Source organism: Picosynechococcus sp. PCC 73109, from assembly GCF_001521855.1.
In the GTDB taxonomy this organism is placed as follows: domain Bacteria; phylum Cyanobacteriota; class Cyanobacteriia; order Cyanobacteriales; family MRBY01; genus MRBY01.
This window is the reverse complement of record NZ_CP013998.1, coordinates 2,581,602-2,596,622: the sequence shown is the minus strand read 5'-3', so window position 1 is coordinate 2,596,622 and position 15,021 is coordinate 2,581,602. Positions and strand designations below refer to the sequence as shown.

Here is a 15,021-nt window from a genome sequence, read left to right as displayed (position 1 = left end):
TCCGACGAAACATCAAGATCTTTGTACAAAACCCCCTAAATCTCCCTTACTAAAACGATAACGAAAGGAGTTTCATGGGTGATAATCCTAGTGAAGAATACAACCTACGACCGGAAATTGGGATTTTGAGTACTGCCACCCCGACAAACCACCGCACCATTCGCCCCATTTCAACCTATGCCCTCCACGGTGTGGCATTCCACGACGGCTATTTTTGGGCCATTGAAAATATTAATGGCTACTTGATGCGGATCGATCCCCAAACCGATGCAACACAAATTATCAACTCCCGCACTTGGTCAGCTTTTATTGGGGCGACGGGCCTCGCGATCCAAAACGAGATTCTTTGGTTTACCAGCGGCGATCGCCTCTACAAATGCGCCATGACCGACGGCCAATGGAATCCCGAACTCTTTACCCGCTTTCCCGATACCGTTAATGGCGTCGCGATTTCTGGCAATAGCCTTTATATTTCCTGCCAAAAACGGGGTGAAATTTTCATCTACGATGCCACCAATGGCCGCTCTATCACTAGCCTTTATGCCCCTGGCATTGGCGTTGAAAACCTCGTGATTCGCGGCGAAGATCTCTGGGTTTCCGATAGCCTCGAACAAACCGTTTATTGCCTGGAACGGGCCACTGGCGAAGTAAAATTCAGTCTACTGACCCCCTTTGAATCCCCCACGGGTTTGACATTCTACCCAAATCCGGAAGGAGGCCCAGACATTCTCTATGTTGCCTATGCCTCCCAGGAACCCTACATTCGCGATAATCCCAACGCCGACCCCAACTACGAACTCCAATACCGCGACGTTACCTTTCTGCATCCCCTCTATTTCCGCTATGACCCAGAGGAAAAATATGCCCTCTCCAATGGCTTTCTCCTGGAGATGAGCTACGTCGAAGAATTATCCCCCCTCGATCCCGTTGAATTGCAGGATCTCGAATGGAAAATTGCTCTCCCTGCCGAGACCGATCGCCAGCAAGTGGTTAGCATCGAACCCGTCGGTCTCCCCTTCACCATTGAAGAAAAAGAAGGCCAAAAGATCGCCGTCTTTAAATTTGACCAACTCAATGACCGACACCGCCATATCTTTGGCTGGCGGGCCATTCTCAAAGTGTGGGGCATCAAATATCAATTTACGCCGCCGGACTGCGAAAACCTCGCACCGATTCCAGAAGCACTCCAAGCAAAATATTTGGTGGATAACGAAAATTTGGCCATGGAAACAGAGATTATCCAACGAGCCGCAACCGATGCCGTGGGGAGCGAAACCAATCTGCTCCGCCAAATGTACAACATCCGCAACTACGTTTATGACCATCTCTCCTATGGCATTAAGCCCCACATCGACACCCCAGATATTGCCCTCCGGCGGGGGGTCGGCTCCTGCGGTGAATATTTAGGTGTCCTCTTGGCTTTGGCTCGGCTCAACGGCATCGCCAGCCGGACGGTGGGTCGCTACAAATGTCCAGCCCACGCCCACCTGAGAAATCTCCCTCTCCAACCCGATTACAATCATGTCTGGATGGAATTTTATTTGCCGGGTTATGGTTGGCTACCCATGGAATCGAACCCCGATGATCTGTGCGAGGGAGGGCCATACCCAGCCCGCTTTTTCATGGGACTGGCTTGGTACCACGCAGAAATGGTGAAGGGCGTCCCCTTTGAAAAACTGTACCGCCAGGGGGAAATTGTCCCGAAAGAGCAAGTTTCCCTAGGAGATCTGGCCCTGAACCATGTGCGGTTTACGATCCTTGAGGAATTACAACCTTAATAGTTTAGAAAGCGTGTGCAAATCTCAGAGGTTAATCCGGGGTAGGCGATGCTTGAAACCGCAGAGAATTTCCCAAGAAATTGTCCCCAATTGATTGGCCCATTGGTCAACGGTTAGCTGCTGGTCATGATCTGTACCAATGAGCGTCACCACATCACCGACTTGGACGTCCGGAAGATGACTAACGTCGAGCATTAGTTGATCCATCGTAATCGCCCCAATTTGGGGGGCAAAGGCACCATTAACCAAGACTTTTAAGTTATTGGAGAGGCGACGGGGCACACCATCGGCGTAACCAATGCCCACCACGGCTGTTTTTGTGTCTGTGGCGGTAATAAAGCGGTGGCCGTAGCTGACGCCAGTATCGGGGGGCAACGTTTTAAGCTGGGTGATGCGAGCTTTGACCTGGAGCACGGGTTTGAGGCGGACTTTGGGGCTGAGGTGGGGCGCTGGATAGACACCGTAAATAGAAAGGCCCAAACGCACCAGATCATAGTGGAGATTGCGGCTGTGGAGGGTGGCAGCGGAATTACTGATATGTCGTTTTGGGATCGGTATTCCCTGTTGTTCAAGCTTGGCGATCGCCGATTGGAAGCGTTGGTGTTGCTGATCCATCGTCGTGGGGTCTGGGTCGTCAGCGGTGGCAAAGTGGGAGTAGATGCTGGCGATGTTGAGGTGCGGAGCTTGGTGAACTGCCGCAACGAAGGGTAGCGCTTCCTCCCAGCGGGTGCCGAGACGGGACATTCCGGTGTCGATTTTGAGGTGTACAGGAAGTATTTTCCCTAATCGGGCGAGGGTTTCATTAAAAATAGCCACCTGGGACAGGTTACAGAGGGTCGGTTGCAAATCCCAATGGGCGATCGCCTCAATTTCTTCGGTGGTATTGGTGGCCCCCAAAACGAGGATCGGCGCAGTAATCCCGGCTTCGCGCAGTTCGACCCCTTCCCCTAAGGTGGCGATCGCCAACCAACTGGCCCCCGCCTTGAGTACCGTTTCAGCGACCTTGACTGCACCATGGCCGTAGGCATCGGCTTTTACCACCGCCATCAATGCCGTTTGGGGCGCGAGAATGTCCTTGAGGGCACGGATATTAGCCGCCAGCGCTTGATGGTCAATTTCTACCCAGGCCCGTTGGCGAATCGCTTTAGAAAACTGATAATGACGGCACGCTTGGGACACGATATGGGATAGCTGTTCTCCATCTAACACAGGCGATCGCTCCAATTTTGATAAGAATTTTTTGCTTATTTTATCGAGTGTAGAGTCTAGGCTCGTATTTTGGGGCCACAAAAGCAGGAATTATGCTCCGTAGAAACAGGCTGATTCCTCCAAACAGAAGTACAAAAAATCGCCCCTTGAATGAACGAGAGGCGATCGCAATTCAGAACTGGAAAAATTAAGCGTTGATGTATTCCTGGAGCGGTTTCACATCGAGGGGATGCTCTTGGAGAGACCGAATTGCTGCCACCGTTGCTCTAGCTCCTGCCAAAGTCGTGATAATCGGCAATTTGTAATCGAGGGCTGTGCGACGAATCATCCGCCCATCGGCTTGGGATTCTTCCCCAGAGGGGGTATTGATAATAAACTGAATCCAGCCATTTTTCATCCAATCGACCACATGGGGCCGCCCTTCATGGAGCTTTAATACCAACTCCACATCTTCAATACCGTTCTCTAGGAGCACTTGGCGGGTACCAGAAGTGGCCACAATCCGGAATCCCAATTCCATGAGATCCTTAACCACAGGCACGGCGGCTTCTTTATTGCGGTCATTCATCGAGACAAAGACTGTTCCTTCTGTTGCCAGTTCCACCCCAGCACCAATCTCCGCTTTAGCAAAAGCCTTACCGAAATCAACATCGATGCCCATCACTTCCCCGGTCGAGCGCATTTCGGGGCCGAGGAGAGTATCGGTTCCTTCAAATTTGTTAAAGGGTAAGACGGCTTCTTTGACAGCAACGTGTTTCGGGGTAATTTCACCGTCAATGCCTAATTCATCGAGGGTTTTACCAGACATCACCAAAGAAGCGATTTTTGCCAAAGGCCGCCCAGTGGCCTTAGACACAAAAGGCACAGTACGGGAAGCACGGGGATTCGCTTCGAGGATATAGACTTGGTTATCCTTGACGGCGTACTGAATATTCATCAAGCCGACAACCTTAAGGGTTTGGGCTAATTTCACCGTCCACTCGCGGATGGTATTAATCACTTCATCGGGGAGAGAAGTGTGGGGGATTGAGCAAGCAGAGTCGCCGGAGTGGATCCCAGCTTCTTCGATGTGTTCCATAATGCCGCCAATCACGACTTTTCCGGTGTGATCACAGAGGGCATCCACATCCACTTCGATGGCGTTTTCGAGGAATTTATCGACAAGGATCGGGTGATCGGGTTCGACCTGGACGGCGTATTTCATGTAGTGGTCGAGTTCTTCGTCGGAATAGACAATCTCCATTGCCCGTCCACCAAGCACGTAGGAGGGACGCACGACTACCGGATAACCGACGCGATTGGCAATCTTTTGGGCTTCTTTGTAGTCGCGGGCAATGCCGTTGGCGGGTTGGAGAATTTCAAGGTCGTGGAGGATTTTTTCAAAGCGCTCCCGGTCTTCGGCGGTGTCGATCGCATCGGGCTGGGTGCCCCAGATTTTGGTATCGACGGGACAGTCGCCTGCGTTGAGGTAATTGTCGAGGGGGACGGCTAATTTTAACGGGGTTTGGCCGCCGAATTGGATGATTACGCCTTCGGGGTTTTCGGCTTCGATGATATTCAGTACGTCCTCTTTGGTGAGGGGTTCAAAATACAGGCGATCGCTGGTGTCGTAGTCCGTAGAAACGGTTTCGGGATTGGAGTTGACCATGATCGTTTCGTAGCCCGCATCACTGAGGGAAAAGGCGGCATGGCAGCAACAATAGTCAAATTCGATCCCCTGGCCAATGCGGTTAGGGCCACCGCCGAGGATCATCGCTTTGGGGCGATCACTGGGTTTGACTTCTGATTCGGTACCGTCGTAGGTGGAGTAGTAGTAGGGGGTAAAGGCTTCAAATTCCGCCGCACAGGTGTCCACGAGTTTATACACGGGTAAGACACCGATGGATTTCCGGTAGGCGCGCACGGCATCTTCGTTGGTTTTGGTGGCGTAGGCAATTTGGCGATCGCTGAACCCTTGTTGCTTAATCACCCGCATATCCGCCGCCGAAATTTCCGTTAGGGGCGTTTGTTTCATAAAGCGTTCCGTGACCAGCAATTCTGCCATTTTGTCCAGGAACCAGATATCAATCGCCGTCAAATCATGAATTTCTTCGACGGTCATCCCCAATTTCAACGCCTGATAAATGGTGAAAATCCGGTCGGGATTCGGTGTCCGTAAACTTGTCGAAATGTGGCTCAGGCTGGGTAATGTTTCCTGGCGATCGCAGCCAAAACCATAACGGCCCGTTTCAAGGGAGCGTAACGCCTTTTGGAAAGACTCTTGGAAAGTGCGCCCGATGGCCATCGCTTCGCCCACGGATTTCATTTGGGTGGTGAGAATCGGTTCTGAACCGGGGAATTTTTCAAAGGCAAAACGGGGAATTTTCGTGACCACATAGTCAATGGTCGGCTCAAAGGAGGCAGGAGTTTGCTTCGTGATGTCGTTGGGGATTTCATCGAGGGTGTAGCCCACCGCCAGCTTCGCCGCAAATTTGGCGATCGGGAAACCCGTTGCCTTCGAAGCCAGGGCAGAAGAACGGGACACGCGGGGGTTCATCTCAATGACAATCACTTCGCCGTTGAGGGGATTCACCGAAAACTGAATGTTGGAGCCCCCTGTTTCGACACCAATTTCACGAATAATTTTCAGGGAGTAGTCTCGCAACCGCTGATATTCCTTATCGGTCAAAGTTTGGGCCGGAGCCACGGTGATCGAGTCGCCCGTGTGTACCCCCATCGGGTCAATATTTTCAATGGAGCAAATAATCACGACGTTATCGGCGAGATCCCGCATCACCTCCAATTCGTATTCTTTCCAACCGAGGAGGGATTTTTCCACGAGAATCTGGGATACGGGGGAGGCTTCTAAACCGGACTTGCAGATTTTTTCGTATTCTTCTTGGTTATAGGCGATGCCGCCGCCACTACCGCCCATGGTGAAGGCTGGCCGAATAATGAGGGGGTAACTACCGATTTCGATGGCGACTTCCCGTGCTTCTTCCATCGTGCTGGCAATGCCGGAAGGACAAACGGGGACACCGATCCGGGCCATGGCTTCTTTAAAGAGGTTGCGATCCTCGGCCATCTCAATCGCTTCTAATTTCGCACCGATCAGCTCGACGTTGAATTTTTCGAGGGTGCCGTTCTTCGCCAGGGAAACCGCTGTGTTTAAGGCCGTTTGGCCGCCCATGGTGGGGAGCAGGGCATCGGGCCGTTCTTTCTCAATCACTTTAGCGACAATTTCGGGGGTGATTGGCTCAACGTAGGTGCGGTCGGCGGTTTCTGGATCCGTCATAATCGTGGCTGGGTTGGAGTTGACCAAGACCACTTCATAGCCTTCCTCCCGCAACGCCTTACAGGATTGGGTGCCGGAGTAGTCAAACTCACAGGCTTGTCCAATCACAATGGGGCCAGAACCAAGGATTAGAATTTTTTTGATATCGTCGCGGCGAGGCATAGGGCTACTACGTTCACTTTCGAAATTGTCTCAATCATTCTATCTGCTCTGATGCCGATTCTTAACGCGATCTGGGGCGGAACGGCAAGCCAAGTTAGATTTAGCTGACATCCATGGTTTTGTGGCGATCGCCTTGGGGAAAATATCGTCAGTTCCTCACCGCTTTGGGGAAGATCGGCGTTTAGGGGAATGGCTTGATGCCGTAAGATTTACCGAGAGAATTGATTGTGATTTCCTGCGAGGGCTAGTGCCGTTATGACAGAAGCTAAAAAAACCTGGAGCGATCGCTTTGATACATCGCTACATCCGGCGATCGCCGTGTTTAATGCCAGTATCGGCTTTGATATTGAACTGATCGAATATGACATTACGGGTTCAGTGGCCCATGCCCAGATGCTCGCCCACACGGGGATTATTTCCGCCGAAGAAGGTGAAATCCTCGTCCAAGGTTTAGAACAAGTCCGCCAGGAATATCGCGAGGGCAACTTTCACCCCGGCGTCGAAGATGAAGATGTCCATTTCGCGGTTGAGAAAAGATTGACGGCAATTGTTGGCGATGTGGGCAAAAAACTCCACACAGGGCGATCGCGCAATGACCAGGTAGGCACGGATATTCGTCTCTATCTGCGGGACAAAATTCGCGGCATTCAACAACAATTGCGAGACTTTCAACAGGTTTTATTGAATCACGCGGAAAACCATGTGGAGACTTTGATTCCCGGCTATACCCACCTGCAACGGGCGCAACCAATCAGCCTCGCCCATCACTTGATGGCCTATTTCCAGATGGCCCAACGGGATTATGAACGGTTGGATGATGTCTACAAGCGCACCAATACTTCTCCCCTTGGCTGTGGCGCTTTGGCGGGGACAACTTTTCCCATTGATCGCCATTTCAGCGCGAATTTACTCGGCTTTGAACGCCTCTATCAAAACAGTCTCGATGGGGTCAGCGATCGCGATTTTGCCATCGAGTTTTCCGCCGCCGCCAGTTTAATCATGGTGCATCTGAGCCGTTTATCGGAGGAAATGATTTTTTGGGCCTCGAAGGAATTTAGTTTTATTAGCTTAAAAGATAGTTGTGCGACGGGTTCGAGCATTATGCCCCAAAAGAAAAACCCGGATATCCCTGAGTTGGTGCGCGGTAAAACGGGCCGCGTTTTCGGTCATTTGCAAGGTTTGTTGGTGCTGATGAAGGGTTTACCCCTCGCCTACAATAAGGATCTCCAGGACGACAAGGAAGGGATTTTCGACACGGTTAAAACAGTACAGGGTTGCCTCGAAGCGATGACAATCTTGCTCGGTGAAGGGATTGAATTCCGCACCCAACGCCTTGAGGAAGCAGTAAACGAAGACTTTTCTAATGCAACGGATGTGGCGGATTATTTAGCTAGTAAAGGAGTTCCCTTCCGTGAGGCTTACAATCTCGTGGGCAAAGTAGTGAAAACCAGTCTTGCCGCTGACAAATTACTCAAGGATTTAACGATGGACGAATGGAAAGCGCTGCATCCTGCCTTTGAAGAAGATATCTATCAGGCGATCGCCCCGAAACAGGTGGTTGCAGCGCGGAATAGTTATGGTGGTACAGGTTTCAAGCAGGTGAAACAGGCGATCGCCGAAGCCCAAAATCTTCTGACCAATCCCTAGCATTTCGCTGGAGGGGGTATCGAGAGGATACTCCCTTTGTAATGGATAGTGGCGATCGTTATTGCACTAATGATTTGTTAGCGAGCCATAGTGTTTCCTCTTAACCATTCTACTAATGCTTCTCGTCCTAGCTCACCCGATGCGATCGCCAACACCACATATTCTTGTTCATCCACAGAGGCGTTAATTTCCATACCATTCAGGACAAGAAAAGTTTCCATCACAGCATGACCTGTACGTTTGTTTCCATCGACGAATGGATGATTCATGATGATCGAAAATCCTAGTGCTGTGGCTTTTTCAAACAAACTTGGGTATAGATCTTCTCCACTAAACGTCATACGAGGTTGGGCGATCGCCGACTCCAACAAGCCTAAATCTCGAATGCCAAATGCCCCACCGGATTGCTCAATGACTCTGTGGTGTAATGCCAGTACCTCGATTAACGTCAGAAAACGCACTATGCTAACCGCTGATACAACTCAGTATTTTTTGTGAGAACATAATCGGCTGCATCAACAAACCCCGTTTTTTGAGAATTAAGCCAATCCTCTAGGCTTGCCTTCAGTAAAACTTCAATCTCAATCCCATGCATGGTAGCTAAATCTTGCAGCTTTTGGAATTGGGTATCTGAAAGGTCAAGGGTAATAGAAGCCACGGCGATCGCCCTCCTGATATTTTTGTGCTAAGTCTAGCATCGACTCCAAACATTTAAGGATATCGAGAGAGTATTCCCTTAGTGATGGATGGTGGCGATCGCCCCTCAACAGATGATTACTGCCTTGATTTGCTGAATCTCTAAAAACTTATCCAACTGTTTTCCAAAGCCAAAAGCCAACGCCAAGCAATAGAGCAATTCCAGCAATCCACGCAAACTTTGTCCACTTTGAGTCAGGCTTAACTGGGGGAGTGGGTTCGACTTGAAATTTTGGCGTACAGAGATGTGAAAGTAGATTTTCCGGCGTGGCAATATTCTGAAAAATTTTCGTAACTCCAGGCCAAACATAATCAGTATTGTAGGCATTGGGGCCATCTTTAACGCCGCCAAAATCCTTGAATAAAGCATCGTCATAATATTGCGTCGAAGTCACGGCTTGATTATGAAAAGCGACCAGGGGCGGATCGTTTTCTGGGTTGGAATAGGAAAAATAAATCGCCTTATTTTCACTAGCGATCGCCTCATAATTAGAAGTAGCTTGCCCCCGCATCGGATCAACCCATTGGCTGGGCGGCACCAAGGTATCAGAACCCCCATGCAAGATGGTCACGGGTTGCTTTAGATCTGGCCCCGTATCCTGAATCAAAATCGGGGCTGCCGTAAAAGGAGACCGGAACAACTTCAAGATCCAAATCGCAATTTTGGGGATGCCCATTTCCGTACTGGCAGCGGGATCGGCTGTGACGATTTGCTTCGGGAAAAAGCGATTGCTAGGCGAATCTTTCAGCACAGAGGGGAGACTCAAGGCAATTAATCCCCCCAGAGAATGACCAAAGGCAAAGGTCTCTAAGCTTTCCTGATTCCAGTGGGTATAGCGTTCTTGGGTCGTTAAATATTTCCAAGCATCTTCCGGGAGGGCGATCGCATTACTCAGCCATTCCGTTGGTGAATGCACTAGGCTCAAACCTACCGTAGACAAAAGATGAATCAAATTTTTCCCATACTCCCGCCGAAACCAGCTACACACAGTCAGCAGCAAAATAATCACAACCAAAGCCCAGGCCACGCGGCGCAAATCTCCCGTCGTAAAGGCAGATAGGCCACGGCTTAAACCCGTATCATTCTGTTCGTAAATTTCTGAAAATAGAGGGTGAATATCTTCTGTTGCTAAGGTCTTCTGGGCTGACTTCTGAGTTTGCGTCGCAGCAGCTAGCCATTGCTGAATATGGGGCTGAGATTGTCGGGGCGGCGTTGGCGCTTGAGGAGGCGTATTCGGATAAAAACTCCGCTGAAAATCAGGAAAAAAGACAATGTATCCCTGCTTTACCAACTCAACCAGATGGGCCTCATAAAAAGAAGGCATACAGAGGGCAAATCCATGGAGATAAAGAATGGCATTCAGCTTTGTGCCAGGATTTGAGGCTGACTCTGGGACATACACCCGGATAAATGTCCCGTCTGCATGGCTGCCGCCCTGGTACACATAATATTCCCCCTCCGGCACATGCTCGCACATCCAAGATTCAGAAGCCGCCAGTGACATAGCTTGTAGATCCCCCTAATGAGATGGTGTAAGCGCAGATTTATATAGTGTTTTGGCGCTAGTCATACTTTTAACGCTTTTCCTCAGTTTTGTGGTTGAGTTTATAATCAGCCGCTGGCCAAATTTCATTAATCTCATCGGCCTGGTGCTGGGCATTAAATCGCTCCCAGATAATGCCATTCACATCCACTTCTTGGGTAAATTCCGTTGCCATAGGATCTTCCCAACCCAAATGTCTCAGGGAACCTGGAGGGCAGGTAGAATCTTGGCGCACTGAGATGTTTAAACTGCTGGTTCTCCAGAGGGCATATTCCCCCGGAATAAATAAGCAAGGCGCTGTCCCTAAACGAGCTGTGTAGTCCGCAACGGTTGCTGCAATTTTGTCGGTAGAAAGGGCGAGGTGTAGTTTCTTTATCGCTATTTGTTTTTAAGATTCTGGGGCATCGGTCGCTGCGACCTTACTTTGGTTTCGCCAAATACCAGTGATCCCAGCCGTCACAATATGAGACAACAACCCAGCCGGCCCCGCAAAAAGACATAGGGCGAGGGAATGGCGGGTAAAAATGCCTTTTTCTAACCCCTGTTGATAAATCCAGCGCCCGACAAACAAATCCATCACGAGAAAATGCGTCCAGCCAGTGGCCATCACCGGCGGTAACGAAAATAAAGCCGCTAAATCACCCAAGGTGGGATTTGACCAGATTGCGGCTTGGTCTGGATCGAGGGAAAGGGCGAACAAACCGACATATACAACGGCCAGAATTCCAAAGGGCACCAGGGAATCCATGAGTTTTTGGGTGCCTTGCCATTGGGGGGCAATGACCATTAATCCCCAAAAGGGCAATACAAATAAGTTTGTAATATTAAATACAATGTCTAAGTTTTCTAACGTCATATTACTGATAAGTAACGGTATAGACAGGGTTTGCGGCCCATTTGGGTATGATAACCGTAGCGTATCAATCTTGCTGACTTTACACGGTAAATTTAAATCTTAAAAAAGTATTAATAAGGTTTAGAATAGGTGTGTCACTATGGAGACAATAAGGTGTTTATTCGACTGGCTCAACAACATCGTGATTTCGTAAAAGACCTCGTCATGAGTCTACAGGCCCTGGCGATCGCCCTTGAGAACCGTGGTTACCTCGCGTCCTGCTATACCTGCGGCACCGAACTCAATAGCGCTTCCTTTATGGTGAGTCTAGGCGAAAATCATCTCATTCGTTTTCTCGTTTCCGATTACGGCATCACCTGGACAGAAATGCGTGATGAGCGGGAGCTGATGAAGCTAGAAGGCGCAGAAGCGATCAGCCAACTCCAGGAGCTCGCCAACATGATCAAGTACGAGCGGGAACTGCCCAAAGAATTTTCTTACCAGCGTCCTGAATCTGACTCTTTGGTCACCCTCTAGGCCCTGGTTCAATTGCTTCGTCTAGAAACGATTTTTTAATTTCTCCTCAATTTTCGGACTGACTGCCATGGATCTCCCGAATGGGTGGAGATCTCTTTTGCTTGACGACCCATACTTTTTAAGGGTTGCTGTTTAGGAGCCAAAAATCGGCAGAAAAATGGTCACAAACAAATAAACGACTGGCGCAGTAAAGACATAGCTATCGGTGCGGTCGAGGATGCCGCCGTGGCCCGGAATTAACTGTCCAGAATCCTTAAAGCCTGCATCCCGTTTCATGATGGATTCGGTTAAATCTCCGAGCAGGGTGGTGACGCTAATGAGCAGTCCCAGGAGTGCGCCTGTAATGGGCCACCATGACCAATCCAAATACCAAGCACCGGCGATCGCCACGAAGATAGTCCCCAAGGCTCCAAAAACAGCCCCTTCGACGGTCTTTTTAGGGCTAATGGCCGAGAGTTTCGTTTTCCCTAGCCATTTGCCCATGAAGTAAGCCCCAATGTCGGCGGCCCAAATACAAACCATCACAACAAAGGTCAACTTGAGGGCTTGGGGCAAATTAAACCACTCTCCCCAGGAAGCCGGAAGATAGCCATAGAAAGGTAAATTACTGACTGCTTCCGTTTCTGCGAGGCTGCCCATCCTCAGTCGTACCCAGTAGCTGGGCATATAACCGCCGTAGAAGAGTCCCAAAATTGAGGTGGAGAGATCGGCAATAGTTGCCATTTTGGGCTGAAATAGAAGATAAAAGCAGATAAACGTCCCGGCGAGGGGAAAAAGGGCGTCAGCAAGGCTCGGACTCAAGGTCGCAATCACAAGCAGCAATTGAGACACGACTAGAGTGGTTTTTACCGCTGGTGCTAATCCCTTTGCCCGAACCATCCGGAAGTATTCCTGTTGGCCGAGAAAGACGAGGATGCCCATTCCCAAGGTAAAGTACCATCCCCCCAAGACAATGAGGGTCAAGGCCAGGGCGATCGCCACTACACCACTAATGATTCGCGACAAAGACATAAAACTGCAAGCTCACGGCTGGGGGCTTCAATAAAAGAATTAAAGCGGGTTCCCCAGGGTTGTTAAAGAAAATTTTATCAAACGTTAACAAGATTCACGGTACAGACGCGATGAATTCACCCGGTGGGCGCGTCCCTAGTGTTTCCTGTGACGAAGTACAGTACCCCAAAAATGCTAACACAACTCCTTTGGTCGCGGCTAAAGACCATGGCCTAGAAGTGATTTGGTTAGGCATGCTCGGAGGTGACACTGGCATCGATCCAATGGCCATAGGCGGTTTCTACTTGATCAAGGGCGATCGCATAGATGGCGGGTAGTTCGTAGGGGTGGTGGGCTTTGATCGCTTGTTCTAGGGCAGCATATTGGGCCGCAGTGGTCTTAAAAAGGAGTCGAAATTCTGGTTCCTGCTGTAGCTGACCTTCCCAATAATAAAAGCTTTCAACTTCACTAATGTGAATACAAGCCGCGAGACGGAGATCCATAATTTGTTTGGCGATCGCCTGGGCTTCCTGGCGACTGCTGACGGTGGTAACGGCCATGAGATATTGCATCGACTTGATGAATCATTTACGAATACTAAAATTCAAGTTTAAGCGGATTTAAATGGCCTTCCAACGGATGTAGCGGCGCTTGCCAGCCTGTTTAGCTTGATAAAGCGCTTTATCCGCGAAGTCTAAAACCAGCAACACATCTTCATGGTCAATGGGCCAGATGGCTAAACCGATGCTCGTGCCAATTTCGACGGTATGGTGACTCAGTTCAAAGGGCTGGGTCAGGGCGAATAAAACTTTTTGGGCAATGATCCTCGCAATATTTTCAGCTTGCGTCATGGGCAGAGGCAATAACAATAAAAACTCATCGCCCCCAAGTCGAACCCCGGCTTGGCCAACCCGCAATTCCATACGCAACCGATTGGCCACCGCTTTTAAAAGTTCATCCCCCACGCCGTGGCCATGGTGATCATTGACCTGCTTAAACCCATCGAGATCGAGGGCCAGCACTGCCAGGGCTTGATCATTGGGAATCGCCCCTTCTGGGTAATCCGCGAGAAACAACCGTAAACCTTCACGATTGGTAAGACCTGTAAGGGGGTCACGGCGGGAGGCTTGTTCTGCCAACTGCCGAGCTTTTTTTTGCTGTTCGCCTTCGTACTGGAGGTGGCGGATGGTTTGCTCTACGGTCTGGATCTCATCTGGAGCACGATGCCGAGAAGAAATAGGCGTTTCTGGTGTAGACCATGCTTGCTGGCTCATGCGACTCAGACGGCGCAAAGGACGACTCAGCCAACCAGATAAATACCAAATCCCCACAATGGATAAACTGCCAATCATTAAGGAATACACCCAGATATTGCGGGCTAAGCTGCGGGCTGGGGCGAGGGCGATCGCCTCTGGTTGTCTGGCCACCGTAAACCAACCTAAACCAGGGTAATTTTGATAACCTTGGGTGCGACGAATATCCGTTAAATAACGGGTGCCGCCGGGCCAACGCAACACGAGGGAACGGGATTCACCTGGGGCGAGCTCCTCAAGGGGCAAAAAACCCATCAATGTTCCATCACTCCATTCCTCTGGGCCAAGCAGTTTATTTCCCTCAGCAGAAATGATGAAGAGTTCTTTTTGCCTTTCCCCAGCGATGGGCTCCATTAAAGTTGACTGGGTATTATCGGCCCATTCCCAGCTTAAGTGGGCGGCGAGGACTCCCTGGAACACCCCATCAATGCTCTCGACTGGTATTGCAATATCGACAAATTGAATTGGTTCTCCGTTGGGAAGAAGGGGAAATTTATTGGCCAATAACACTGCGTCATGGACATCCCCGATAAATTCTCCTTGGCGGCCCTCCTGAAAAACTGGGCGGCTGGCAATGGACTGGCCTTCGAGGATTCGGTCGGTGGCAATGCTGACGGTTCCCTGGGGATCGAGAAAGCCGATCCAGGTAAACATGGGTACGAATTCTTGGGCTTGTTCCAAGAGCCGTCTGGCTTCAGGATCCCGTTGGCGATCGCCAAATACAGGAATCACCGCGAGGGTTTTGACTTCATTGAGCCTTGCCCACATCCGCAGATCCAGCAGACTCGCAAACTGACGATTAATGTCCCCCAGATGTTCGGCGGCGGCGGCTTTATTGCTAACAATTGCCTGTTGACCCACCAGGGCACTCACTAGCCCCCCCCACAAACAATAGGGCAAATCCATAGAAAATAGTGAGACGTTGCCGATAATTCATCTCGTGGCAAAGCGATCAATGCACCCTAAATGATAATGCTAGGGGATGCTGTTGTTTAGCCTAGGGACACCAAAGATAGAAATCAAGGTTTACTTGTTT

13 protein-coding genes are annotated in these 15,021 nt (G+C 50.1%); 3 read left to right on the top strand and 10 right to left on the bottom strand.

Translation table 11 applies throughout. From position 1 onward, the window contains the following. The first annotated feature begins 74 nt into the window (after window positions 1-74). A complete protein-coding gene (locus tag AWQ23_RS12415) occupies window positions 75-1,778 on the top strand; it encodes a transglutaminase domain-containing protein (protein WP_198158659.1) in 1,704 nt (567 codons plus the stop codon). 24 nt (window positions 1,779-1,802) lie between these two features. On the opposite strand, the gene alr is transcribed toward AWQ23_RS12415, so the two are convergent. Together alr and carB are read right to left on the bottom strand one after the other, a co-directional pair. Next, a complete protein-coding gene (alr, locus tag AWQ23_RS12410; RefSeq protein WP_062435898.1) occupies window positions 1,803-2,987 on the bottom strand; it encodes an alanine racemase in 1,185 nt (394 codons plus the stop codon). 187 nt (window positions 2,988-3,174) lie between these two features. Beyond that, window positions 3,175-6,423 carry a carbamoyl-phosphate synthase large subunit gene (carB, locus tag AWQ23_RS12405; RefSeq protein WP_062435897.1) on the bottom strand — a complete coding sequence of 1,083 codons (3,249 nt, stop codon included), beginning with the start codon at window positions 6,421-6,423 and terminating at the stop codon, window positions 3,175-3,177. 255 nt (window positions 6,424-6,678) lie between these two features. On the opposite strand from carB, the gene argH reads away from it, so the two are divergent. Then, on the top strand, window positions 6,679-8,070 hold the full coding sequence (gene argH / locus AWQ23_RS12400; protein WP_062435895.1) for an argininosuccinate lyase: 1,392 nt from the start codon (window positions 6,679-6,681) through the stop codon (window positions 8,068-8,070). A 77-nt stretch (window positions 8,071-8,147) separates the two neighbouring features. On the opposite strand, the gene AWQ23_RS12395 is transcribed toward argH, so the two are convergent. The 5 genes from AWQ23_RS12395 to AWQ23_RS12375 all read right to left on the bottom strand — a co-directional run bounded on the left by AWQ23_RS12395 (window position 8,148) and on the right by AWQ23_RS12375 (window position 11,166). Then, on the bottom strand, window positions 8,148-8,531 hold the full coding sequence (locus tag AWQ23_RS12395; protein WP_062435893.1) for a type II toxin-antitoxin system death-on-curing family toxin: 384 nt from the start codon (window positions 8,529-8,531) through the stop codon (window positions 8,148-8,150). Continuing rightward, entirely contained in the window at window positions 8,531-8,728 is a 198-nt protein-coding gene (locus AWQ23_RS12390) for a hypothetical protein (RefSeq protein WP_030007637.1), read from the bottom strand. Before AWQ23_RS12390 ends, AWQ23_RS12395 begins: the two co-directional genes overlap by 1 nt. Window positions 8,729-8,876: 148 nt before the next feature. Further along, window positions 8,877-10,271 carry a hypothetical protein gene (locus tag AWQ23_RS12385; protein WP_071884932.1) on the bottom strand — a complete coding sequence of 465 codons (1,395 nt, stop codon included), beginning with the start codon at window positions 10,269-10,271 and terminating at the stop codon, window positions 8,877-8,879. A gap of 70 nt (window positions 10,272-10,341) precedes the next feature. Continuing rightward, a complete protein-coding gene (locus AWQ23_RS16360) occupies window positions 10,342-10,485 on the bottom strand; it encodes a hypothetical protein (RefSeq protein WP_232308906.1) in 144 nt (47 codons plus the stop codon). A 213-nt stretch (window positions 10,486-10,698) separates the two neighbouring features. Then, window positions 10,699-11,166: an ABA4-like family protein gene (locus tag AWQ23_RS12375; protein WP_062435889.1), complete on the bottom strand. Its 468-nt coding sequence runs from the start codon at window positions 11,164-11,166 to the stop codon at window positions 10,699-10,701. Window positions 11,167-11,319: 153 nt separating this feature from the next. Between AWQ23_RS12375 and AWQ23_RS12370 the strand changes: the two genes are divergently transcribed. Beyond that, window positions 11,320-11,682 carry a DUF1815 family protein gene (locus AWQ23_RS12370; RefSeq protein WP_012308076.1) on the top strand — a complete coding sequence of 121 codons (363 nt, stop codon included), beginning with the start codon at window positions 11,320-11,322 and terminating at the stop codon, window positions 11,680-11,682. Window positions 11,683-11,814: 132 nt separating this feature from the next. Here AWQ23_RS12370 and AWQ23_RS12365 read toward each other — a convergent pair whose 3' ends face one another. The 3 genes from AWQ23_RS12365 to AWQ23_RS12355 form a co-directional block, all read right to left on the bottom strand. Beyond that, window positions 11,815-12,693: a phosphatidate cytidylyltransferase gene (locus AWQ23_RS12365; RefSeq protein ID WP_030007643.1), complete on the bottom strand. Its 879-nt coding sequence runs from the start codon at window positions 12,691-12,693 to the stop codon at window positions 11,815-11,817. A gap of 227 nt (window positions 12,694-12,920) precedes the next feature. Further along, window positions 12,921-13,244 carry a divalent-cation tolerance protein CutA gene (cutA, locus tag AWQ23_RS12360; protein WP_062435887.1) on the bottom strand — a complete coding sequence of 108 codons (324 nt, stop codon included), beginning with the start codon at window positions 13,242-13,244 and terminating at the stop codon, window positions 12,921-12,923. Between the two features lie 48 nt (window positions 13,245-13,292). Next, entirely contained in the window at window positions 13,293-14,891 is a 1,599-nt protein-coding gene (locus AWQ23_RS12355; protein WP_062435885.1) for a sensor domain-containing diguanylate cyclase, read from the bottom strand. Between the last annotated feature and the right edge of the window lie 130 nt (window positions 14,892-15,021).

Bases quoted from the DNA above. Each gene is read 5' to 3' on its own strand.
- AWQ23_RS16360 (WP_232308906.1), bottom strand. From the start codon at position 10,485: ATGGCAACGGAATTTACCCAAGAAGTGGATGTGAATGGCATTATCTGG.
- AWQ23_RS12375 (WP_062435889.1), bottom strand. From the start codon at position 11,166: ATGACGTTAGAAAACTTAGACATTGTATTTAATATTACAAACTTATTT.
- cutA (WP_062435887.1), bottom strand. From the start codon at position 13,244: ATGCAATATCTCATGGCCGTTACCACCGTCAGCAGTCGCCAGGAAGCC.
- AWQ23_RS12365 (WP_030007643.1), bottom strand. From the start codon at position 12,693: ATGTCTTTGTCGCGAATCATTAGTGGTGTAGTGGCGATCGCCCTGGCC.
- AWQ23_RS12355 (WP_062435885.1), bottom strand. From the start codon at position 14,891: ATGGATTTGCCCTATTGTTTGTGGGGGGGGCTAGTGAGTGCCCTGGTG.
- AWQ23_RS12415 (WP_198158659.1), top strand. From the start codon at position 75: ATGGGTGATAATCCTAGTGAAGAATACAACCTACGACCGGAAATTGGG.
- carB (WP_062435897.1), bottom strand. From the start codon at position 6,423: ATGCCTCGCCGCGACGATATCAAAAAAATTCTAATCCTTGGTTCTGGC.
- argH (WP_062435895.1), top strand. From the start codon at position 6,679: ATGACAGAAGCTAAAAAAACCTGGAGCGATCGCTTTGATACATCGCTA.
- AWQ23_RS12385 (WP_071884932.1), bottom strand. From the start codon at position 10,271: ATGTCACTGGCGGCTTCTGAATCTTGGATGTGCGAGCATGTGCCGGAG.